This is a genomic window from Allobosea sp. RAF48, assembly GCF_052114025.1.
Classification (GTDB): Bacteria; Pseudomonadota; Alphaproteobacteria; order Rhizobiales; family Beijerinckiaceae; genus Allobosea.
In genome coordinates this window covers 588,386-609,864 of the sequence record NZ_JBFRDZ010000001.1, presented here as the reverse complement: position 1 = coordinate 609,864, position 21,479 = coordinate 588,386, and the positions used below count along the sequence as shown (strand labels likewise).

Here is a 21,479-nt window from a genome sequence, read left to right as displayed (position 1 = left end):
TCGTACTCTTGTGAACAGCGCCCATGGGCGCAGGGTGTTCGCGGCTGGATCGTGCCGCCCGTCTCCGGAACGCCTCGCAAGGCGCTCGGGGGAGGGGCGGCGGCGGGCCCCATGAGGCCCGCCGCCTTTGTCTCAGTGGTCCGAGCCGGTGATGCGCGGCAGCGTCTCGAACTGGTGGAAGGGCGGCGGCGAGGACAGGGTCCACTCCAGCGTCGTCGCGCCTTCGCCCCACGGATTGTCGCCGGCGAGCTGCTTGCGGCTGAAGGCCACGGCGATGCCGTAAAGCCAGATCAGCAGGCCAGCTGCGAAGATGTAGGAACCGATCGACGACCAATAATGCCAGCCGGCGAAGGCGTCGGGATAGTCCACATAGTGACGCGGCATGCCGGCGAGCCCGAGGAAGTGCTGCGGGAAGAACAGCAGGTTCGCGCCGATGAAGGCGACCCAGAAGTGCAGGCGGCCGATCCAGTCCGGCATCACATAGCCGCTCATCTTCGGGAACCAGTAGTAGAAGCCCGCGAAGATGCCGAACACGGCGCCGAGCGACAGCACGTAGTGGAAGTGGGCCACCACGTAGTAGGTCGCATGCAGCGAGCGGTCGACACCGGCGTTGGCCAGCACGACGCCGGTGACGCCGCCGACGGTGAACAGGAAGATGAACCCCATCGCCCAGACCATCGGGGCGGTGAAGCGGATCGAGCCGCCCCACATCGTCGCGATCCAGGAGAAGATCTTGATGCCCGTCGGCACCGCGATGACCATCGTCGCGAACACGAAGTAGCGCTGCGTGTTGAGCGAAAGGCCGGCCGTGTACATGTGGTGCGCCCACACGATGAAGCCGACCACGCCGATCGCGACCATGGCGTAGGCCATGCCGAGGTAGCCGAAGATCGGCTTCTTCGAGAAGGTCGAGATGATGTGGCTGATGATGCCGAAGGCCGGCAGGATCATGATGTACACTTCGGGGTGACCGAAGAACCAGAACAGGTGCTGGTACAGGATCGGATCGCCGCCGCCGGCCGGATCATAGAAGGTTGTGCCGAAGTTGCGATCCGTCAGCAGCATGGTGATCGCACCGGCGAGGACCGGCAGCGAGAGCAGCAGCAGGAAGGCGGTGACCAGCACGCCCCAGGCGAACAGCGGCATCTTGTGCATGGTCATGCCAGGCGCGCGCATGTTCAGGATGGTGGTGATGAAGTTGATCGCGCCCAGAATCGAAGCCGCGCCGGCAAGGTGCAGCGACAGGATGCCGAAGTCGACCGAGGGGCCGGGGTGGCCGGCGGTCGAGAACGGCGGATAGACCGTCCAACCCGTGCCGACGCCGTGCGCGCCCGGGGCGCCTTCCATGAACATCGAGATGATCATGAGCACGAAGGCTGCGACGGTGAGCCAGAACGAGATGTTGTTCATGCGCGGGAAGGCCATGTCCGGCGCGCCGATCATCAGCGGTACGAACCAGTTGCCGAAGCCGCCGATGACCGCGGGCATGACCATGAAGAAGATCATGATCAGGCCGTGGCCGGTGACGAACACGTTGTAGCTCTGGCCGTTCGCGAAGATCTGCACGCCGGGGTACATCAACTCGATACGCATCATGATCGAGAGGAAGCCGCCGACGAGGCCCGCGATGATCGAGAAGATCAGGTAGAGCGTGCCGATGTCTTTGTGGTTGGTCGACAGAAGCCACCGGCGCCACCCGGTCGGGTGGTCGTGATGGGCCTCGTCATGGCCGTGAGCGTGCTGAGCCGCTGTTGCCATCGTGTTGTCTCCTCGGCGAATTACTTGGACGCGGCGGCGAGCTTGCTGCCCGCGTCTTCGGCATTGGCGAATTTCTGCTTCGCTTCGGCGAGCCAGGCGGCGTAGCGCTCCTGGCTGACGACGCGGAAGGCGATCGGCATGTAGGCGTGGTTCTGGCCGCAGATGAACGAGCACTGGCCGTAATAGATGCCTTCGCGCTCGGCCTTGAACCAGGTTTCGTTCAGGCGGCCGGGGATCGCGTCGATCTTGATGCCGAAGGACGGCACCGTGAACTTGTGGATGACGTCGGCGCCGGTGACCTGGACGCGGACGATCTTGCCGACCGGCACGATCGCCTCGTTGTCGACCGCGAGCAGGCGCGGGGCCTCGGCCTCGGCGATCTTCTTGCTGGCGATCGCCTCGGCACGCTGCTTCTCGTCCAGCATCAGCGAGTCGAAGCCGAAGGCGCCGTTGTCCTGCGCGTACTCATAGGACCAGTACCACTGCTTGCCGGTGACCTTCAGGGTGAGGTCGGCCTGCGGCACCTCAAGCTGCAGCTTGAGCAGGCGGAAGGAGGGAATCGCGATGACGACGAGGATCAGGACCGGGATCACCGTCCAGCACACTTCGAGCAGGGCGTTGTGCGTGGTCTTGGAGGGGACCGGGTTGGCCTTCTCGTTGAAGCGGAAGACGACATAGATCAGCAGCGCCAGCACGAAGAGCGTGACGACGCCGATGATGATGTTCAGCCAGTCATGAAACCAGTGAATGAATTCGGCGACGGGGGTCGCGGCGCCCTGCAGGTTCATCTGCCAGGGGGAAGGCATGCCGGTGCCGGCGACGGCCGGGACGGTCGCCAGCGCGGCGACGGCAAGGGCCGTGGCGGCCGCGGTTGCAAAGGTCCTGCTCAGAAATCGCATCGATCCGACATGCTCCTCAATCGACCTGCATGGGAACCGACCGGCTTTGCCCCACGCACGAAGGGGCGACCGCGAAGGTCGCCTCGTTCTTCGGGATTGCGATAAATCAAAGATCACGCTTGCGCCAGTGGGGCAATGACACGGTCCATCATCATCAGTGCGGCATAATCGCGCGAGGCCTTGACGGAACCACGCCCGCACCCGCGTGCACGCCTTGACAGGGCCGGGCCTGCATGGTCCCAACGCATTTTATGTGAAGAGCGGTAGGATTCTCTGGCGCTGTCGGCGTTTTGCCTGAATCTTGCGCTTTTGCTGCGGTTTCTGGACGGGTTTCGAAGGATGGCAGGGATGATGAGGATCATCGGAGCGGCAGGCGCCTTGGCGCTGGCGCTCATGGGGACGAGCCTCTACGCCGGCTCCGCTCTCGCGCAGGGCGCGGTGCGTTCCACACATGGCGATTGGCAGATGCGCTGCGAAGTGCCGCCCGGCGCCAAGGCGGAGCAATGCGCGCTGGTCCAGAACGTCGCGGCCGAGGACCGGCCGAATCTGACGCTCCTCGTCATCGTGCTGAAGACTGCCGATCAGAAGAGCCGGCTTCTGCGCGTCGTCGCGCCGCTTGGCGTGCTGCTGCCATCCGGCCTCGGCCTCAAGATCGATGACAAGGATATCGGCCGCGCCGGCTTCGTGCGCTGCCTGACCACCGGTTGCGTTGCCGAGGTCGTCATGGACGACAACCTGCTCGGCCAGCTCAAGGGCGGCAAGAGCGCGACATTCATCGTATTCCAGACGCCGGAGGAGGGGGTGGGCGTGCCCGTCTCGCTCAACGGCTTCGGCCCCGGCGTGGAGGCGCTGCCTTGATCGACCAGACTCTGACTACGGGCCGCTGGCTCGCCCTGCCGCTGCTTTGCCTGGGTCTCGCCGGCTGCGGCTCCTCCTCATCGCCCTCCGCCGGCAGCACGGCGCTCAACATGCTGATGTTCCAGTCCTCGAAGCCGCCGGCGCCTGACCAGCTGCCGAAGGAGGAGGAACGGAACGATACGGTCTGCCCGGAGGTCATCATCGCCGATGGCGGCGCCGCGATCCGCGCTCAGGCCGGTCAGGACAGCAGCGGTCTGCGCTACCAGGTCTCGATCACCAACGTCGCGCGCGAGTGCACGCCGACCGGCAATGGCGGCTTCCGCCTCAAGGTCGGTGTCGAGGGTCGTGTGCTTCTCGGCCCGGCCGGCAGCCCGGGCAGCTACGGTGCGACCTTGAACACGACGGTGACGCGCGGCACGGCGACGGTTGCGCGCCGCGGCTCGCGCGTCGGCGGCACGATCCCGTCCGGCCAGAGCGGCGTCGACTTCTCCCATGTCGAGGACGGCATCGTCGTGCCGGCTGGCAATGGCGAGGTCGAGATCATCGTCAGTCTCGGTCAGGGTGGTGCAGCCGCCCCGGCGCGGCATCGCCGCCGTTAAAAGCAGCTTTGCCGTGAAAGAAGGCGCCGCCCGGATTGACTGGGGCGGCGCCTCCTGTATCTCTGCCCAAGCCGCATATCCCCGCGGAAGAGACCGGGCCTGATCCGTCAGGACCCGGCGCCGAAGGCGCAACCGCCCCGGAAACGCTCAGGCAACAAGGACCGCTGGGGATTTGGCGCTCTGGAAAGAGGCGGGAAGCGATTCCCGCCCACCGACGGGTGTAACTCGTCCGGCCTCACGGTCAGGCGGGGAAATCTCTCAGGTCCCAAGACAGAGGGGGCGCGTTCCGGACGATATTGTCCGGGGCTTGCGCTTGACTCTGGGAGGGGCACGCCATGGCGGCCGAGGCCACTATCGATACCGCCGGCGCGCCCGCGCCGCTGAAGACGCCGCTTCATGCCCGCCATGTCGCGCTCGGTGCCCGCATGGTGCCCTTCGCCGGCTACGACATGCCGGTGCAGTACCCGGCCGGCATCCTGACCGAGCACAACTGGACGCGCGAGAAGGCAGGGCTCTTCGACGTCTCGCATATGGGCCAGGCCTTCCTGGTCGGCCCCGACCACGAGACCACGGCAAAGGCGCTGGAAGCGCTGATTCCCGCCGACATCGTCAATCTCGCGCCCGGCAAGCAGCGCTATTCGCAGCTTCTCAACGAGGAGGGCGGCATCCTCGACGACCTGATGGTGACGCGCTCGATCGATCCCGATGAGGATGGCGCGCTCTATCTCGTCGTCAACGCCGCCTGCAAGGACGCCGACTACGCCCATATCGAGGCGCGGCTGCCGGCCAATGTGAAGCTGGTCAAGGCCGAGCATCGCGGCCTGATCGCGCTGCAGGGGCCGGGCGCCGAAGCCGCGCTCGCGAAGATCGCGCCGGAAGCCGCCGAGATGGGCTTCATGTCCTCGCGCACCATGAAGGTCGCGGGTATCAAGGCCAATGTCAGCCGCTCCGGCTATACCGGTGAGGACGGCTACGAGATTTCCGCGGCCGCGGCCAAGATCGGCGAGATCTGGGACACGCTGCTGCTCGACGCCAGTGTCAAGCCGATCGGGCTGGGGGCCCGCGATTCGCTGCGGCTCGAAGCGGGCTTGTGCCTCTACGGCCACGACATCGACACCGCGACCTCCCCGATCGAGGCCGCGCTCAACTGGTCGATCCAGAAGCGCCGCCGCGAGGAGGGCGGCTTCCCCGGAGCAGCGCGCATCCAGCGCGAACTGGCCGAGGGCGTCTCGCGCATCCGCGTCGGCCTGCTGCCGGAAGGTCGTGCCCCGGCCCGCGAGGGGACGGAGATCGCGACGCCGGAAGGCGAGGTGATCGGCTCCGTCACCTCGGGCGGCTTCGGCCCGACGCTGAACGGCCCCTGCGCGATGGGCTATGTCGCCAAGACCCATTCCGCGCCGGGCACCAAGCTCAACCTCATCGTGCGCGGCAAGCCGCTGCCGGCGGTGGTGGCGCCGATGCCTTTCGTTCCCAACGGCTACAAGCGCTGATCTGATTTTTCGATTTTTCGCCAGGAGGAAACCATGGCCGAGACCCGCTACAGCAAGGACCACGAATATATCCGCATCGAAGGCGACGTCGGCACTGTCGGCATCTCCGACTATGCCCAGTCCCAGCTCGGCGACGTCGTCTTCGTCGAGCTGCCCACGGTCGGCAAGGCGCTGACCAAGGGCGGCGAGGCCGCCGTCGTCGAGAGCGTCAAGGCCGCTTCCGAGGTCTACGCCCCGGTTTCCGGCGAGGTCGTCGAGGTCAATGCCGAGCTCGAAGGCGCGCCGGGCACCGTCAACGAGGACCCGGCCGGCAAGGGCTGGTTCCTCAAGATCAAGATCAAGGACGCGGCCGAACTCGACGGGCTGATGAACGAGGCAGAGTACCAGAACTACGTGAAGACGCTCTGAGTACGAGCGGCACATCATTCTCGGGCGGCGCGAAGCGGCGACCCGGGAATCTCATGACGAGAAGATGCTGGTTGAAGAGATGCTCGGGTCAAGCCCGAGCATGGCGTCGTTGAAAACCGCGCAGAGCACAATAGGAACCCCCATGCGCTATCTCCCGCTCACCGATACCGACCGCGAGGACATGCTCGCGCGGGTCGGCGTCTCCGACATCGATGCACTGTTCAGCGATGTGCCCGCCGGAAAGCTCCTGACGGCCCCGGTCGATCTGCCCCGCGCCAAGGGCGAGCTCGAGGTCGAGCGCATTCTCGGCAAGATGGCCGGCAAGAACATTGCCGCCTCCGCTGTGCCGTTCTTCGTCGGCGCCGGCGCCTACAAGCACCATGTCCCGGCGACGGTGGATCACCTGATCCAGCGCTCGGAATTCCTGACCAGCTACACGCCCTACCAGCCCGAGATCGCGCAGGGCACGCTGCAGTATCTCTTCGAGTTTCAGACGCAGATCGCCGCGCTGACCGGCATGGAGGTCGCCAACGCCTCGATGTATGACGGCTCGACCGGCACCGGCGAAGCGGTCCTCATGGCGCACCGCGTCACCAGGCGCCGCAAGGCGGTGCTCTCCGGTGGCCTGCACCCACACTACACCGAAGTGGTGAAGACGCTCTCGGAGATGGCGAATGACGAGGTCGTGGCGCTAAAGCCCGACGTCTCGGCCGGCGAGGACATTCTTTCGCAGATCGACGACAGCGTTTCCTGCGTCGTCGTTCAGTCGCCGGATGTCTTCGGCAACCTGCGCGACCTGAAGCCGATCGCCGAGAAGGCCCACGCCCATGGCGCACTGCTGATCGCGGTCTTCACCGAGGTCGTCTCGCTCGGCGCCGTCGTGCCTCCGGGCGCGCAGGATGCCGATATCGTCGTCGGCGAGGGCCAGTCGATCGGCAACGCGCTGAATTTCGGCGGGCCCTATGTCGGCCTCTTCGCCGCCAAGTCGAAATATATCCGCCAGATGCCGGGCCGGCTCTGCGGCGAGACGGTCGATTCGACCGGCCAGCGCGGCTTCGTGCTGACGCTCTCGACCCGCGAGCAGCATATTCGCAGGGACAAGGCGACCTCGAACATCTGCACCAATTCTGGCCTCTGCGTGCTGGCCTTCACCATCCACATGACGCTGCTCGGCCAGACCGGTCTCGCCCGCCTCGCCGAGGTGAACCACGCCAATGCCGTGAAGCTCGCCGACCTGCTTGCGGGCGTGAAGGGGGTCTCGGTGCTCAACGAGAGCTTCTTCAACGAGTTCACCGTGAAGCTGCCGAAGCCTGCAGCTGAAGTGGTCGAGGCTCTCGTGCAGAAGGGCATCCTGGCCGGCGTGCCGGTCTCGCGGCTGATGCCGGATGCCGGGCTCGACGATCTCTTGCTCGTCGCCTCTACCGAAGTGAATACCGATGATGACCGGGCGGCCTTCGCCAAGGCGCTCGCGGAGGTGCTGTGATGCTGAACCGTCAGGGACGTCCCACCCAGGCCGGCGCGGCCTCGCATGAGGAGCGCGCCACCTTCACCGGTAACAAGGCCCTCCAGCAGATCGAGCCGCTGATCTTCGAGATCGGCCATCACGAGGCGACCGGCGTCGACATCGACAAGCCGGCGCCGTTCAAGTCGCGCCTCGGCAAGCACGCCCGCCAGGGCGAGATCGGCCTGCCCGGCCTCTCCGAGCCCGAGACGATGCGCCACTACGTGCGCCTCAGCCAGAAGAACTACGGCATCGACACCGGGCTCTTCCCGCTCGGCTCCTGCACGATGAAGCACAATGCCCGCCTCAACGAGAAGATGGCGCGTCTGCCGGGCTTCTCCGACGTGCATCCGCTGCAGCCGTTCTCGACCGTGCCCGGCGCGCTCGAACTGATGCTGGAGCTCGCCCGCTACCTGATGACGCTGACCGGCATGCCGGCCGTCGCTCTCAGCCCGAAGGCCGGCGCCCATGGCGAGGCCTGCGGCATGATGGCGATCAAGGCTGCGATCGAGGCGAAGGGGGAGGGCGCGTCCCGAAACGTCGTGCTCGTCCCCGAATCGGCCCACGGCACCAACCCGGCGACCGCGGCGCTGATCGGCTTCTCGGTGAAGGCCGTTCCGGCCCGTCCGGACGGCACCGTCGCGGTCGAGGATGTGAAGGCCCTGCTCGGGCCGGACATCGCCGCGATCATGCTGACCAACCCGAACACCTGCGGCATCTTCGAGCCTCAGATCGTCGAGATCGCTGCGGCGATGCATGAGGCGGGCGCCTATTTCTACTGCGACGGTGCCAACTTCAACGCCATCGTCGGCAAGGCGCGTCCGGGCGACCTCGGCGTCGACGCCATGCACATCAACCTGCACAAGACCTTCTCAACGCCCCATGGCGGCGGCGGTCCCGGTGCCGGCCCGGTCGTGCTCTCCGCGCGTCTGGCCCCCTTCGCGCCCGTGCCCTTCATCCATGTCGAGGACGATGGCAGGCTGCATCTGATCGAGACGCGCGAGGAAGCGCCGGAAGGGAACAAGCCCTTCGGCCGCATGACCGCCTTCCACGGCCAGATGGGCATGTATGTCCGCGCGCTCGCCTATATGCTCAGCCACGGCTCGGACGGCATGCGCCAGGCCTCCGAGGATGCGGTGCTGAACGCCAACTACATCCGCGCCGGCTTGAGTGACCTGATGTCGCTGCCGTTCCCGGACCATCCGTCGATGCACGAGGTGCTGTTCGACGACGAGTGGCTCAAGGGCACCGGTGTCTCGACGCTCGATTTCGCCAAGGCGATGATCGACGAGGGCTACCATCCGATGACGGTCTATTTCCCGCTCGTCGTCCACGGCGCCATGCTGATCGAGCCTACCGAGTCGGAATCGAAGGCCTCGCTCGACCTCTTCATCGCGACGCTCCGCGACCTCGCCATGTCGGCCAAGGGCAACGACAAGGAGCGCTTCACGAGCGCGCCGCATCATGCCCCGATCGGTCGCCTCGACGAGACCCGCGCCGCCCGCCAGCCGGTGCTGAAGTGGGAAAAGCCGGCCCCGGCGAAGGCTGCGGAGTAAGGCGCTCCAGCCCATGCTGACGGCATTCGTCAGCATGGTGAAGGACGACGGCCACTTCTTAAACATTCCTTGACCATGTCGAGGAATGATCCCCCGGTGCCGCTCTCTGCGGCCCGGGGGTTTTCATGTCTATGCGTCCCTCCATCCTCGCCGCGGCGGCCGCGCTCCTGCTGGCCTCGACGGCGATCGTGCGTGCGAACGAGCCGAGCTACGGCCCGAACACCTATGACCGCACGCTCGAAGCGCTGATCGCCCATGAGGATGTCGCCAGCCGCGGTGGCTGGCCCAAGGTGCCCGGCAGCGCCAGCGCCCTGAAACCGGATTCGCAGGGCGCGGATGTCATCGCGCTGAAGCAGCGGCTGCTCGCCAGCGGCGATCTCGCGCCGGAAGCCATGGCGGGCGACAGCTATGACGCAGTCGTAACCGAGGCCGTGAAGCGCTTCCAGCGCCGCCACGGCCTGTCGGATCTCGGCACGGTCGGGCGCCTGACCCTCAAGGCCATGAACACGCCGGTCGAAGCGCGCCTGAACCAGCTCACCGCGACACTGGAGCGCCTCAAGGGCAACGGCTTCAACTTCGCCAGCCGCTATGTCGTGGTGAACATCCCCGGCGCCAGCGTCGAGGCGGTCGAGAACGGCACGGTCGCTCAGCGCCATCTCGCCATCGTCGGCCGGCCGGACCGGCCTTCGCCGGTGATCCAGGCCAACATCACCTCGGTCAATCTCAACCCGTACTGGACGGTGCCGATGTCGATCGTGAAGGCCGACGTGATCCCGCATATGCGCAAGGATCCGGGTTTCATCGCCAAGTCGAACATGAAGCTGCTCGGTGCGGAGAACAAGGAAATCGACCCCAAGAGCGTCAACTGGTCGACCCTGACGAACCCTTATTTCTACGTGCGTCAGGAGCCTGGGCCGACCAACTCGCTCGGCCAGCTCAAGATCGACATGCCCAACAGCGATGCGGTCTACATGCATGACACGCCGAAGAAGACGCTGTTCCGCAACGACGTGCGCTTCAATTCATCTGGCTGTGCGCGCATCGAGGGCGTCCGGGATCTCGCAGCCTGGCTGCTGGAAGGCTCGGAATGGAACCGCCAGGCGATCGAGGATGAGATCGCCAAGGGCGAGCGCAAGAACATCCCGCTCAAGAAATCCGTGCCGGTCGCCTGGGTCTATCTCACCGGCTGGCAGGGCGCGGACGGGCAGGTTCAGTTCCGCGACGATATCTATGGGCTCGATACCCCGCAGGGCATCGTCACCTCGACGATCCAGCCGCGCAAGCCGAAGCCGAAGGCGGCCGCCGCTCCTCCGGCGCGACCGGCGATCCGCCCGGTGACCGCGGCAGGCAGCGCTCCTGGCCCGGCGACAACCGCCAGCAACTGAAGGCGGCCTGATGCATGCCTGCGTCATTCTCGGGCGAAGCGGAGCGTAGACCCGAGAATCTCGAGACGGAACCGGCGCAAGAGGCTGCTTCGGCATGAGATGCTCGGGGCAAGCCCGAGATGATGCGTCACTCGCTCTTGCCAGGCGTCAAAATGAAAACGCCGCGCTCCGAAGAGCGCGGCGTCGAACTTTTGAGCGATCCGGCTGAGCTCAGTTGAGCTTGGCCTTGATCTCACTCAGCCCCGCAGCGAAGGCGGCTTCGCCAGCCTTGCCGGCCATCTGGCCGCGCAGGATGGTCTCGGCCGCCTTGGTGGCTGCCTCCGCAGCGGCGGCGCGAACCTCGGCCTCGGCCTGGCTTTCGGCCTGGGCGATCTTCTCCTCGGCCGCCTTGGTGCGGCGGGAGACGAAATCCGCAAGCTTGGCCTCGGCTTCTGCCGCGAGACGCTTGGCCTCTTCGTTGGCGGAAGAGACGATCTCGGCAGCCTCGGCCTCGGCGGCCTTGCGCTTCGCATCGTACTCGGCGAGCAGCTTCTCAGCCTCCTGACGCAGGCGGCGGGCTTCCGCCAGCTCCTGCGCGACCTTCTCGCCGCGAGCGTCGAGAGCCTTCACGATCGCGCCCGGCACGCCGAACTTGACCAGAATGGCGAGGAAGATGACGAGCGCGACGCCGACCCAGAAAGTATCCATCTGATCTCTCCTCAGCCGCGGGTCAGGGCCTGGTCGACAGCAGCCGACGCCTCGTTGGCGCTGGGAGCCTGACCGGTGAGCTTGGTGACGATGGCGACGGCAATGTCGCCGCCGAGATCGCGCACATTGCTCATGGCATCGACCTTGGTCTTGGCGATGGCCGCCTCGGCCTGGGCGAGCTTGGCGGCAAGCTCTGCCTCGGTCGCGTGGCGCTGGGCCTCGCTGGCCTTGGCGCCGGTGTCGCGCGCCGTCTGGGCGATGCCCTGGGCGTTCTTGCGAGCCTCGCCGAGGGCCTTTTCATAGGCCTGCGCCATGTCCTCGGCCTTGGCCTGCATCTGCGTGGCCTGATCGAGATCGCGGCCGATCGTCTCCGCGCGCTCCTCCAGGATGGAGCCGAGGCGCGGCAGCGCGACCTTGGACATCAGCCAGTAGAGAGCTGCGAAGGTGATGGCGAGCCAGAACAGGTTGCTGGCGAAGTGAGCCGGGTCGAAGGGCGGGAAAGACGCCTTCTCGCCGCTCAGGCCGTGTTGCTGCTCGGCAGCCTGCGCCGCGCCAGCCAGCAGAGTGGCGAACGAGGCGACAGCCACCGGCCATCCTTGTCCGACGAACCCTGAAGATCGAACCGGCATGGGGTGCCTTTCAGCGCAGAGAAAAGGAACCGCCGCGCACGTGGCCGAAAGATGGCCGGCGCGCGCGACGAGAAAGCGGTCGACGAAAACGTCAGACCACGAAGAGCAGGACGAGCGCGACGACGAACGCGAAGATGCCCAGACCTTCGGCGAGCGCCGCGCCGATGAAGGCGCGCGGGAACTGGCCGTCAGCGGCCGACGGGTTGCGCAGGGCGCCCGAGAGGAAGTTGCCGAAGATGGTGCCGACGCCGATGGCGGCAAGGCCCATGCCGAGCGAGGCGAGACCAGCGCCGATGAACTTGGCTGCAACAGGATCCATGATGTTTCTCCAGTGTGGAAGGCTAAAGGGCGGGTTGAACTCTCGCGAGCGCGGCTTGGGCTCAGTGGCCCGGGTGCAGCGCGTCGTTGAGATAGACGCAGGTCAGGATCGCGAAGACGTAGGCCTGCAGAGCCGCGACGAGGACCTCGAGCGCGGTGAGCGCAACCGCCAGCAGCAGCGGCAGCGGCGCGATGGCGTAGCTGAGCACGGCGCCCGAGCCGAGCAGCGCGACGACGAAGCCACCGAAGACCTTGAGGGCGATGTGGCCGGCGAGCATGTTGCCGAACAGACGAAGCGAGAGCGAAACCGGCCGCGACAGGAAGGAGACCGCCTCGATCAGCACCATGAAGGGCAGCAGCCAGCCGGGCACGCCTGACGGCACGAAGAGGCCGAAGAAATGGGTGCCGTGCTTCACGACGCCGTAGATCACCACGATGCTGATGACGAGCAGCGCCAGGGCGGCGGTGACGATGATCTGGCTGGTGACGGTGAAGGAGCCGGGCAGCAGGCCGAGCAGATTGCTCGCCAGCACGAAGGTGAACAGCGAGAACACGAAGGGGAAGAACTTCAGCCCCTCCTTGCCCATGACGCCGGTCATGGTCGAGGCGACGAACTCATACATCATCTCGGCGAGCGACTGCAGGCGGCCGGGAACGACCGCACGCTGGCTCGAGCCGTAGATCATGATCGCCGAGACGACGGCGAGCACGATCACCATCCACAGCGAGGTGTTGGTGAAGGAGAGGTCGATGCCGAACGGCTTCAGCTCCACGATGGGAGCAATGTGGAATTGGTGGATCGGATCGATTCCGCCGCCGGCCGCCATGGTCTCGTACCTCGTCGCGCGGCCCGGAGGGGCCGCCTTTCGATCAATTCGCCTTCGGGCCGCCGTTCGACCCTGAGGTCGGACGCGAACCGAGCCGATAGACGGATCTGAAGCCCGCGATGGCTCCGATCACCAGGAAGGCGATCAGCAGGAACGGGGACGTTCCCAGCCACCGGTCGCCGAGGTACCCGATCAGGGCGCCTGCGATGATGCCGCCTGCGAGATCCGTCGCGGCGCGAAAGCCTGAAGACATCGCACCCGCGAGGGCTTTGTCCTCTCCAGCCGGGCCCGCGCCCGGCTTTTCGGTCTCTTCCGCCCGTTTGATCGCGGACTTCAGGGAACCCAGTCTTGCGCGCAACTCCGAGTCTGAGGCGTTTGGGTCGGGTTCGGACATGGTCTTGGCCTCCGTCTTGACCGCGTTTACGCCGCGATCCAGCGAAAAACCACTATAACCACGATCAAACCCGCGCATCGAGCCGTCGTCAGCACGGCCTCCTTTATTGACAGCCCCCGGCGCTGTCAAGGCACGTGGATAACACCTAACACATTGGAATATTTGGAAATTCGGGCTAGGTGCGACATTCTTGCCGCAATGCGGTGCCGATTGTGGCATTTTTTCAGCCGGGAGAACGGCGTCCTCAGCCGGCGTCGCGAATGCGCTCGGCGGTGGCCAGGTCGACCGAAACCATCTGGCTGACGCCGCGCTCGGCCATGGTCACGCCGAAGAGCCGCTCCATCCGTGCCATGGTGATCGGGTTGTGGGTGATCAGGATGAAGCGCGTTTCGGTGTTTCGCGCCATGTCGACAAGCAGGTCGCAGTAGCGTTCGACATTGGCGTCGTCGAGCGGCGCGTCGACCTCGTCGAGCACGCAGATCGGCGAGGGGTTTGTCAGGAATACCGCGAAGATCAGCGCGGTCGCGGTCAGCGCCTGTTCGCCGCCCGAGAGCAGCGTCATCACCTGCGGCTTCTTGCCGGGAGGGCGGGCGAAGATCTCGAGCCCGGCATCGAGCGGATCTTCCGAATCGACCAGCCTGAGTTCCGCCTCGCCGCCGCCGAACAGCACGCCGAAGAGCCTCTGGAAATGGCCGTTGACGATCTCGAAGGCGGCGAGCAGCCGCTCGCGCCCCTCGCGGTTCAGCGCCCCGATCGCCTGCCGCAGCCGGCGGATCGCTTCGGTCAGGTCGTCGCGCTCGCCGGAAAGTCCCTCGCGCTTGGCCTTCACCTCGGCCAGTTCGTCCTCGGCTCGCAGATTGACGGCGCCGAGTCGCTCGCGCTCGCCCTTGAGATTGGCGAGCCGACGCTCGACCGTCTCCGGCTCCGGCAGCGCATCGCCATGCTTGATTCCGGCGATGGTCTGCAGCCCGTCGAGCCCGGTCTCGAGCCCGTCCTCGATCTGGCGCGTGATGTCGGCGACCCGCTGGCGCGCAGCGTCCAGCCTCGCCTCTGCCGAGGCGCGGCGCTCACGCGCGCCGGACAGCCCTTCGAGGGCGATGCGTGCCTGCCGGTCGGCCTCCGCCAGCGCGGTTTCGCCGGAGGCAAGCTTGTCGGCCGCCGCGCGGCGCGCACCCTCGGCCTGCTCGATCTCGGCGACGAGCCGGCGCCGCTCGGTCAGGAAGGTGTCGGGCGCTTCCAGCAGCGTCTTCTGCTCGGCGCTGGCGACCTCGATCCGGTGCCGCGTCTCCTCGGCGGTCTGGAGACTGGCCGTCGTTCGTTCCTTCCAGGCCTTGATGTCGGCGGCGATAGCGGCACGGCGCCGGGTGCGCAGTTCGGCTTCTCGGGCCAGGGTCTGAACGCGAGCGCGCGCATCGGAGGCGGCGGCGCGGGCCTCGCCCAGCAGCACGCGGGCCTTGAGCAGCGTGTTTTCGAGCTCGGCAGAGGCGGGCAGGGCGGCGAGCCCTGCTTCTTGTGCTGCAGCTTGCTGAGAGGCCTCGGACACGGCCTGGCCGAGCCGCTTGATCGCCTCGGCCAGGGTCGAACGCTTGACCAGCGTCTCAGCCGCCTTGCGCTCGGCGGCGGTGAGCTGTTCGCGGGCCTGATCGACAGTGCGGCGCGCCAGCCGCGAGGCCTCGATCGCAGCGGTTTCTGCCTGCGCCGCATTGCGCGCCTCGGCGCCGACGGCATCCAGCACTTTACGGGCGGCGTCCGCCGCCTCGCGCGCGGCCTGTGCCTCACGTTCGAGATCGACGAGGCGATTCTTCTCCGAGAGCCGTCGGGCGGCGGGCGAGGGGGCATCGGCCGCACTCGTGAAGCCGTCCCAGCGCCAGAGATCGCCTTCGCGCGAGACCAGGATCTGGCCCTGCTTCAGTTCTCGCCGCAGGATTTCGCCTTCGCCGCGTGTGACGACGCCGATCTGTGCCAGTCGTCGCCTCAGGGCCGCGGGTGCCTTGACGTATGCAAGCAGCGATTCGGCACCTTTCGGCAGGCCAGGATCGCCGCTTCCTTCTCCGGTATCGTCCCAATGCGCGGGGGCTGCCGCTTCGGTCGAAGCGTCGAGATCGTCACCGAGCGCCGCACCGAGCCCGACCTCGTAGCCCTTGGCGACGCTGACCGCTTCGAGGATCGCCGGCCAGCGGTCGCCCGCGGCAGGGGACAGCAGCTTGCGCAGCGTGCCGATCTCGGTGTCGAGGCGCTGCGCCCGGCGGTCCGCCTCGGCAAGCGGACCACGCAGCTCCGCTTCACGCTCGCGCGCTGCCGCGACCGCCGTGCGCGCCGCACCGACATCGGCCTCTGCCGCCTTCACCGCCTTCTCGGCCGTCGCAAGTGCTTCGCGCAGCTTGTCGAGCAGCGTCTTCGTATCGGAAGCATCGAGCGTGTCGAGTTCGCGGCGCAGCTTGTCGCGCTCGCCGCCCGCACGGTCCTGCCGCTCGCGCGCCTCGCGCAACGAACGCTCCAGCGCGCCCCGTCGCGCGGCGAGGTCGGACAGTGCGGCCTGGGCGGCGGCCTGTTCGGCTTCGGCCGCTGCGAGGGCGGCTTCGGCCGTACGCTGCGCTGCCGTCGCGGCCTCCGCGCCTGATCCGGCGCCTTCGCCTTCGCGGGCGAGCGCGACATCTTCCTCCGATAGCCGGGCAAGGCTTTCGGCGGCATCGCGGCCGATATTGTCCTGCCTTGAGAGGTCGGCCTGCAATTCCGCGAGACGGCGCCCGAGTTCTTCTGCTCGCTGCCGGGCGCGGCGATTCTCGGCTTCGAGCTCGTCGAGGCCGCGTTTGAGGCGAACCAGAGCGGCTGCGGCTGTCGCCTCGCCCTCGCGCAGTGCTGGCAATTCATGGGCGACGATGGCTTGCCGCTTGGCGGCTTCGGCCTGGATGCCGGTCTGGTCGGCGACGCCGCGCACCGCCTCTTCCAGCACCCGGGAGGCCTGCGCTTCCTGGGCGCGGGCATCGTGCAGTGCAATCACCGCCAGGGTTGCCTCGGCGCGGCGGATATCGGCGGCGAGGCTGCGGTAGCGCCCGGCCTGCCGCGCCTGCCTCTGCAGGGCGTCGATCTGCCCGTCGATCTCGCCGAGCACGTCTTCCAGCCGGGTCAGATTGTCTTCGGCGCCGCGCAGCCTCAGCTCCGCCTCATGGCGGCGGCTATGCAGGCCGGCGATGCCGGCGGCATCCTCCAGGATGCGCCGGCGCGATTGCGGCTTGGCCGAGATGATCTCGCTGATCTGCCCCTGCCGGACGAGGGCTGGCGAGCGCGCGCCGGTCGCGGCATCGGCGAAGAGGAGCTGAACGTCCCTGGCGCGCACTTCCTTGCCGTTGATGCGATAGGTCGAGCCTTCCTCGCGCTCGATCCGGCGCGTGACCTCGAGGACATCGGCCTCGTTGAAGGCGGCCGGCGCCTTGCGGTCGCTGTTGTCGAGGGTGAGCGAGACCTCGGCCATGTTGCGGGCCGGGCGCTCGTTCGAGCCGCCGAAGATGACGTCGTCCATCCCCGAGCCGCGCATGTTCTTGAACGAGCTTTCGCCCATCACCCAGCGCAGGGCTTCGACAAGGTTGGACTTGCCGCAGCCATTCGGCCCGACGACGCCGGTCAGCCCCGGCTCGATCAGGAACTCGGTCGGCTCGACGAAGGTCTTGAAACCGGCGAGCTTGAGGCGCGTCAGATGCATTGCGCCACCATGTCCTTCTCCCCTCGGGGGAGAAGCTGTCTGCGAAGCGGACGGATGAGGGCGGTCATGGACCGCTCTGCCATCCCTCCCTCATCCGACCCGGCTTCGCCGGGCCACCTTCTCCCCCGAGGGGAGAAGGAAAGAGCACGCGCCCCCTCAGTTGCCGAGGAGCGGCTCCAGGATCTTGTCGAACTCGGCGATCGTGAGCGCACCGGAACGCTTCTGCCCGTTGATGAAAAAGGTCGGCGTCGAATCCACACCAGCCTTGGCCCCGCCATCCTTCACGACCGTGACGGCGTCATAGATATCCTGCCGTTTCAAGCAGGCCTCGAAGGATTCCTGTGTGAAACCGGCCTGCTTCACCAGCGCGGCCAGCGCATCGACCGGCTTGTCGGTGAAGGCCCAGTTGCGCTGCTGCGCGAAGAGCAGGTCCGTCATCGGGAAGTACTTGTCGTTGCCGTTGCAGCGGGCGAGCATGAAGCCCGCTGTCGCCAGCGGATCGAGCGGGAACTCGCGCAGCGTGAAGCGCACTTTGCCGGTGTCGATGTACTTCTTCTTCAGCTCCGGCCAGGTCGCCTGATGGAAATGGGCGCAGTGCGAGCATGTCATCGAGGCGTACTCGACGATGGTGACTTTGGCGTCGGGGGATCCCAGCCAGACATCGCCCAGAGGGCCGGCGTCGGGAAGCTTGGTCTGGGCCCGCGCGGCGCTAACGCCGGCGAGCGCGGCAGCGGCGATGCCGGCCGCGCCGGTCAGGAGCTGTCGCCTGTTCGTCATCGTGAGAAATCCCCGAAAGGTCCAAAAGCGGTTGCGGAGCTATAGAGGCCAGCGCGATTGTGGCAAGAGCACATCGTGCCGCTGGGCGGTCTCCTCACGAAGCCGTGTCATGGTCTCGCGTTTTCGCGCTGAGCGCTACAGCCCGGCCGAGCCGCGCCAGAGCTTCGCGCAAGCCCTCGTCGGCAACGCCGGCGACCTGCTCGTCGATCCGCGCGGCGGCCGCGCCGTCGAGCTTCGGCGCTGGCTTCGCAGTCACAGGCGCCGCGACCGGCCCCTGCTTGAGCACGAGCTTGCCGACGGCGCGCCAGCCGAGATGGGTGTTGACCCGCTCGATCACCAGCGGGCCGAGCTGCTGCATCTCCAGCGCGAAGGCGCTCTCGACGCGCACGACCATTGTCGCCGGCTCCGTCGCCTCGCCGGGGGCAGGCCGGCGGCGAGGCCAGTCGATCTTGAGCGGGCGCGAGCGCGCCGCCAGTCGCTCGCCGACGATCTCCGGCCAGAGCGAGACGATGGCGCGTCCGGCAAAGCCCTGCGCGGCGAGCGCGGGCGCGATGCAGTCGTCGATCAGCTCTGCGAGAGGTTTTGCGGCCATGGCTCAGTTTGCGCGAGTGGCCGGCGGCCTGGCAAGTCGGTTGCGCGGCAGGGGCGTTGTCGTGTCCGAAGGCGAGGCCGTCGGAGACGTTCGCAGGTGCCCGCTCACCACCCCTTGGCGGACCGCGGGGATGCTCGACAGGCTATCCGGCAAAACATGTGTGGCGCTCGTGTTCACAGTTGATTGTCGGGAAATGGAATGCCGGTCGTTTGAACCGGAGCGGCATGCGCCGATAGCCTTTGGCGATCGAGATCGCTTGGCGGACCAATTCGGCTCCGCTGGGTTGAAACCAGGAGTTGAAATTAACTCGCCCGCAGCATTTCAGCACTAAATGGCGCAATGGCAGCTCCTGTGGGGGCTGTCGCCGAGCGCGTCGGCGGACTCGGCTTGGGTTGGGCCTACGACTGAAGGTTCGAATACGATGCCGAGTTGCTCCTGCACCACTGTTCATACGTTCGGCTGCGATGCTCCTGATGATCCGAGCCGCCGCCAATTCTTCACAGCGGCCGTTGCCTTGGGCGCAGCCGGAGCGGTGGGCCTGCCTGCCGTCAAGGCTGTCGCCGCCACGCCTTCGCCCGAAAAGCGGAAATTCATGGAAGAGGCGACGCGGCTGGCCATAGAATCGGTCGAGAAGGGATGGGGCGGCCCGTTTGGCGCCGTTATTGTCAAAGACGGCGAAATCATCGGACGCGGGCAGAACCGCGTGCTTCTCACGGGCATTCCGGTCTTTCATGCCGAAATCACCGCGATCATGGATGCTTCGGCGCGCCTCAATCCCAAGGCGCTGCTGGGCAGTGAATACAACGCGGGCACAATCCTGGAAATGATCCCCCGCGAGGCGGGCTCTCCCGATCCGGTGCCGGAGCGCGCGCGCATGCTCAAGGGATGCGAGATTTACATCAACGGCGCGCCCTGCCCGATGTGCATGAGCGCGATCTACTGGTCTCGCATCGACCACGTCTATTTCGCCGCCAGCCTGAAAGACACCAGCGCAATCGGGTTCGACGACGCCTTCCAGTACGAGGATTTCGCCAAGCCGTGGGGCGACAGGCGGATCAAGGTGACCGAGAACTTCGAGCGAGAGGTTGGTCTCAAAGCCTATGAGGCGTGGACGAACAAGAAGGATCGCCACCCTTATTGAGGCGCGAGGCCGAGATCGGCAGCTATGCGGTTGCCGAAGGCTGGAAGCCGAGACGAAAAATGACCCGGCCCTCGCCGAAGCGGGGCCGGGCGCCATAGCAGACGCCTGGATTCAATCCCCGCAACGGTTCGGCCTTTCGCAACTTCGGCTCCTCGCGCTACACCGGGCGCATGGACGCCTCCGTTCCGATGGCCCGCGCCGCCGACCTTCTCGCCTGGTATGACCGCCATCGCCGCGCGCTGCCCTGGCGTGCCGTCGCGGGCGAGCGCCCTGATCCCTATCGCGTCTGGGCCTCCGAGATCATGCTGCAGCAGACCACGGTCGCCGCGGTGAAGCCCTATTACGAGCGCTTCATGGCGCGCTTCCCGACGGTGAAGGCCCTCGCCGAAGCGCCTTCCGAGGATGTGATGCAGGCCTGGGCCGGGCTCGGCTATTATTCCCGCGCCCGCAACCTCCATGCCTGCGCCCGCGCGGTCATGGAGAATCACGCCGGTCGCTTCCCCGATACGGAGGAGGGGCTGCGGGCTCTGCCGGGCATCGGCGCCTACACGGCCGGCGCCGTGGCGGCCATCGCCTTCGACCAGCCGGCCGCGGCAGTCGACGGCAATGTCGAGCGCGTCATGACGCGGCTCTTTGCGATTGCGGATGAATTGCCGGGCGCACGACCGCTCATCCGCGAGAAGGTCCTGGCGCTGCTGCCGACGGATCGCCCCGGCGATTTCGCGCAGGCGCTGATGGATCTCGGCGCGACCATCTGCACGCCGCGCAACCCGGCCTGCGGGCTCTGTCCCTGGCGCGAGCCCTGCCGGGCGCGGGTGGACGGCACGCAGGAGCGCTTCCCGCGCAAGGTCGCCAAGAAGGCGGGCCAGACCCGCTACGGCGCCGCCTTCGTGCTGACCCGACCCGACGGCGCGATCCTGCTGCGTACGCGCCCGGCCAAGGGGCTGCTCGGGGGTATGGCAGAGGTGCCGACCAGCGAATGGCGTGTTGATTACGAGATCGACGGCGCCGCGCAGGACGCGCCGCTGCCGCTGCGCTGGACGCGGCTGCCCGAGCCAGTGCGCCACGTCTTCACGCATTTTCCACTGGAGCTGACGGTGTTCACCGGCAGCGTTCCGGACCGGACGCTCGCCCCGCCCGGCATGCGCTTCACGCCATTGGCGAAACTCGCCGGCGAGCCGCTGCCGAGCGTCATGCTGAAGGTCGTCGAGCGCGCCGGGCTCTACCGTTCGAAGACGCGGTAGGTCATCGTCGGCAGATCGACCGACCATTTGAAATAGCCCTTGGAGTAGATCTTGCCGCGCCGCGGCGGCCAGGGATCGTGGATGCGCAGCGTCGTGCCGGTGCCGTCGGGATTGCCGTCGCCGCGCATGCCGACCACGACGATCATGTGGCCGGGGCTGCCGCGCCCGGCGGTGTATTCGTCCACGCGCCAGAGCATGTCGAACATCAGCGGCCCGCGCGACAGGGCCTGCCGCAGCAGCTCGACCGACCACGACATCGGCGCGTTGCAGCGCAGCCCGTGGATGCGTGCATAGCGTTGTCCTGTCACGATCGCCTGGTCGCTTTCGGAGGAATTCAGCAGGCCGCCATCGGAGGCGATCATGTCCGGCGGTGTCTTGGCGATGATGATCGGCACCGTCGAGTTCTTCATCATCGCCGTCGATGTCGCCCAGCAGGTCGTGTTCGTCGGCTGCGCGATGAAGGAGACCTTGTGCAGGATCGGTGCGAAGGCTTCGGTGCCATAGAGGCAGGATTGCGTCGCCGGCCCGGCTTCGCCGTCCTCGACCAGCCAGTTCTTGTGCTGGAAGGCGAGGACTGCGCTGCGGGTCAGGTTGCCGTACTGGCCGTCGGGGACGAGCGGGGGCAGCGGCTTCAGCTTGGCGTTGAGCGCTTCCTGAAGCTTCTTGACCTCAGGACCGCGGGAGCCGTTCTTCAGGATCGTGGGCATGGCATCCCC

The 21,479-nt window shown here is 66.8% G+C and carries 20 protein-coding genes and 1 riboswitch; of the genes, 9 read left to right on the top strand and 11 right to left on the bottom strand.

Annotation, left to right across the window (positions count from 1 at the left end):
- Positions 1-132 precede the first annotated feature (132 nt).
- A complete protein-coding gene (gene ctaD / locus AB4Z10_RS02930; RefSeq protein WP_441468851.1) occupies positions 133-1,758 on the bottom strand; it encodes a cytochrome c oxidase subunit I in 1,626 nt (541 codons plus the stop codon).
- 20 nt (positions 1,759-1,778) lie between these two features.
- Positions 1,779-2,657: a cytochrome c oxidase subunit II gene (coxB, locus tag AB4Z10_RS02925; RefSeq protein ID WP_441468850.1), complete on the bottom strand. Its 879-nt coding sequence runs from the start codon at positions 2,655-2,657 to the stop codon at positions 1,779-1,781.
- Between the two features lie 348 nt (positions 2,658-3,005).
- Here coxB and AB4Z10_RS02920 point away from each other — a divergent pair, with 348 nt between their 5' ends.
- The 7 genes from AB4Z10_RS02920 (at position 3,006) to AB4Z10_RS02890 (ending at position 10,454) form a co-directional block, all read left to right on the top strand.
- On the top strand, positions 3,006-3,515 hold the full coding sequence (locus AB4Z10_RS02920) for an invasion associated locus B family protein (protein WP_441468849.1): 510 nt from the start codon (positions 3,006-3,008) through the stop codon (positions 3,513-3,515).
- Entirely contained in the window at positions 3,512-4,114 is a 603-nt protein-coding gene (locus AB4Z10_RS02915) for a hypothetical protein (protein ID WP_441468848.1), read from the top strand. Before AB4Z10_RS02920 ends, AB4Z10_RS02915 begins: the two co-directional genes overlap by 4 nt.
- Positions 4,115-4,188: 74 nt before the next feature.
- Positions 4,189-4,288, top strand: a riboswitch (glycine riboswitch).
- 161 nt (positions 4,289-4,449) lie between these two features.
- Positions 4,450-5,604 (top strand): glycine cleavage system aminomethyltransferase GcvT, encoded by a 1,155-nt coding sequence (gene gcvT / locus AB4Z10_RS02910; protein WP_441468847.1) that lies wholly within the window; start codon positions 4,450-4,452, stop codon positions 5,602-5,604.
- 33 nt (positions 5,605-5,637) lie between these two features.
- Positions 5,638-6,012, top strand: coding sequence for a glycine cleavage system protein GcvH (gene gcvH / locus AB4Z10_RS02905; RefSeq protein WP_441468846.1), 375 nt, complete (start codon positions 5,638-5,640; stop codon positions 6,010-6,012).
- Between the two features lie 142 nt (positions 6,013-6,154).
- Entirely contained in the window at positions 6,155-7,495 is a 1,341-nt protein-coding gene (gene gcvPA, locus AB4Z10_RS02900) for an aminomethyl-transferring glycine dehydrogenase subunit GcvPA (protein ID WP_441468845.1), read from the top strand.
- Positions 7,495-9,069 carry an aminomethyl-transferring glycine dehydrogenase subunit GcvPB gene (gcvPB, locus tag AB4Z10_RS02895; RefSeq protein WP_441468844.1) on the top strand — a complete coding sequence of 525 codons (1,575 nt, stop codon included), beginning with the start codon at positions 7,495-7,497 and terminating at the stop codon, positions 9,067-9,069. The genes gcvPA and gcvPB overlap by 1 nt, the downstream gene beginning before the upstream one ends.
- 125 nt (positions 9,070-9,194) lie before the next feature.
- The gene (locus tag AB4Z10_RS02890; RefSeq protein WP_441468843.1) at positions 9,195-10,454 is read left to right on the top strand and encodes a L,D-transpeptidase family protein; all 1,260 of its coding nucleotides are present in this window, start codon (positions 9,195-9,197) and stop codon (positions 10,452-10,454) included.
- A gap of 210 nt (positions 10,455-10,664) precedes the next feature.
- Here the strand turns inward: AB4Z10_RS02890 and AB4Z10_RS02885 are convergent, their stop codons facing one another.
- The 8 genes from AB4Z10_RS02885 to AB4Z10_RS02850 form a co-directional block, all read right to left on the bottom strand.
- Positions 10,665-11,141: a F0F1 ATP synthase subunit B family protein gene (locus tag AB4Z10_RS02885; RefSeq protein WP_441468842.1), complete on the bottom strand. Its 477-nt coding sequence runs from the start codon at positions 11,139-11,141 to the stop codon at positions 10,665-10,667.
- An 11-nt stretch (positions 11,142-11,152) separates the two neighbouring features.
- Positions 11,153-11,728 carry a F0F1 ATP synthase subunit B family protein gene (locus AB4Z10_RS02880; protein ID WP_441468841.1) on the bottom strand — a complete coding sequence of 192 codons (576 nt, stop codon included), beginning with the start codon at positions 11,726-11,728 and terminating at the stop codon, positions 11,153-11,155.
- A gap of 133 nt (positions 11,729-11,861) precedes the next feature.
- Positions 11,862-12,089, bottom strand: a complete 228-nt coding sequence (locus tag AB4Z10_RS02875) for a F0F1 ATP synthase subunit C (RefSeq protein WP_038360954.1) — start codon at positions 12,087-12,089, stop codon at positions 11,862-11,864.
- 61 nt (positions 12,090-12,150) lie between these two features.
- The gene (locus tag AB4Z10_RS02870; RefSeq protein ID WP_441468840.1) at positions 12,151-12,915 is read right to left on the bottom strand and encodes a F0F1 ATP synthase subunit A; all 765 of its coding nucleotides are present in this window, start codon (positions 12,913-12,915) and stop codon (positions 12,151-12,153) included.
- 43 nt (positions 12,916-12,958) lie between these two features.
- Positions 12,959-13,309 (bottom strand): AtpZ/AtpI family protein, encoded by a 351-nt coding sequence (locus AB4Z10_RS02865; RefSeq protein ID WP_441468839.1) that lies wholly within the window; start codon positions 13,307-13,309, stop codon positions 12,959-12,961.
- A gap of 244 nt (positions 13,310-13,553) precedes the next feature.
- Positions 13,554-17,009 carry a chromosome segregation SMC family protein gene (locus tag AB4Z10_RS02860; protein WP_441468838.1) on the bottom strand — a complete coding sequence of 1,152 codons (3,456 nt, stop codon included), beginning with the start codon at positions 17,007-17,009 and terminating at the stop codon, positions 13,554-13,556.
- 156 nt (positions 17,010-17,165) lie between these two features.
- Complete coding sequence (locus AB4Z10_RS02855; RefSeq protein WP_441468837.1) at positions 17,166-17,786, bottom strand: DsbA family protein; 621 nt, start codon at positions 17,784-17,786, stop codon at positions 17,166-17,168.
- A gap of 94 nt (positions 17,787-17,880) precedes the next feature.
- Entirely contained in the window at positions 17,881-18,378 is a 498-nt protein-coding gene (locus tag AB4Z10_RS02850; RefSeq protein WP_441468836.1) for a DUF721 domain-containing protein, read from the bottom strand.
- Between the two features lie 421 nt (positions 18,379-18,799).
- On the opposite strand from AB4Z10_RS02850, the gene AB4Z10_RS02845 reads away from it, so the two are divergent.
- Together AB4Z10_RS02845 and mutY are read left to right on the top strand one after the other, a co-directional pair.
- Entirely contained in the window at positions 18,800-19,519 is a 720-nt protein-coding gene (locus AB4Z10_RS02845; protein WP_441468835.1) for a nucleoside deaminase, read from the top strand.
- Between the two features lie 170 nt (positions 19,520-19,689).
- The gene (gene mutY, locus AB4Z10_RS02840; RefSeq protein WP_441468834.1) at positions 19,690-20,763 is read left to right on the top strand and encodes an A/G-specific adenine glycosylase; all 1,074 of its coding nucleotides are present in this window, start codon (positions 19,690-19,692) and stop codon (positions 20,761-20,763) included.
- Here mutY and AB4Z10_RS02835 read toward each other — a convergent pair.
- Positions 20,742-21,470, bottom strand: a complete 729-nt coding sequence (locus AB4Z10_RS02835) for a peptidoglycan-binding protein (protein WP_441468833.1) — start codon at positions 21,468-21,470, stop codon at positions 20,742-20,744. The genes mutY and AB4Z10_RS02835 overlap by 22 nt on opposite strands.
- Positions 21,471-21,479 lie beyond the last annotated feature (9 nt).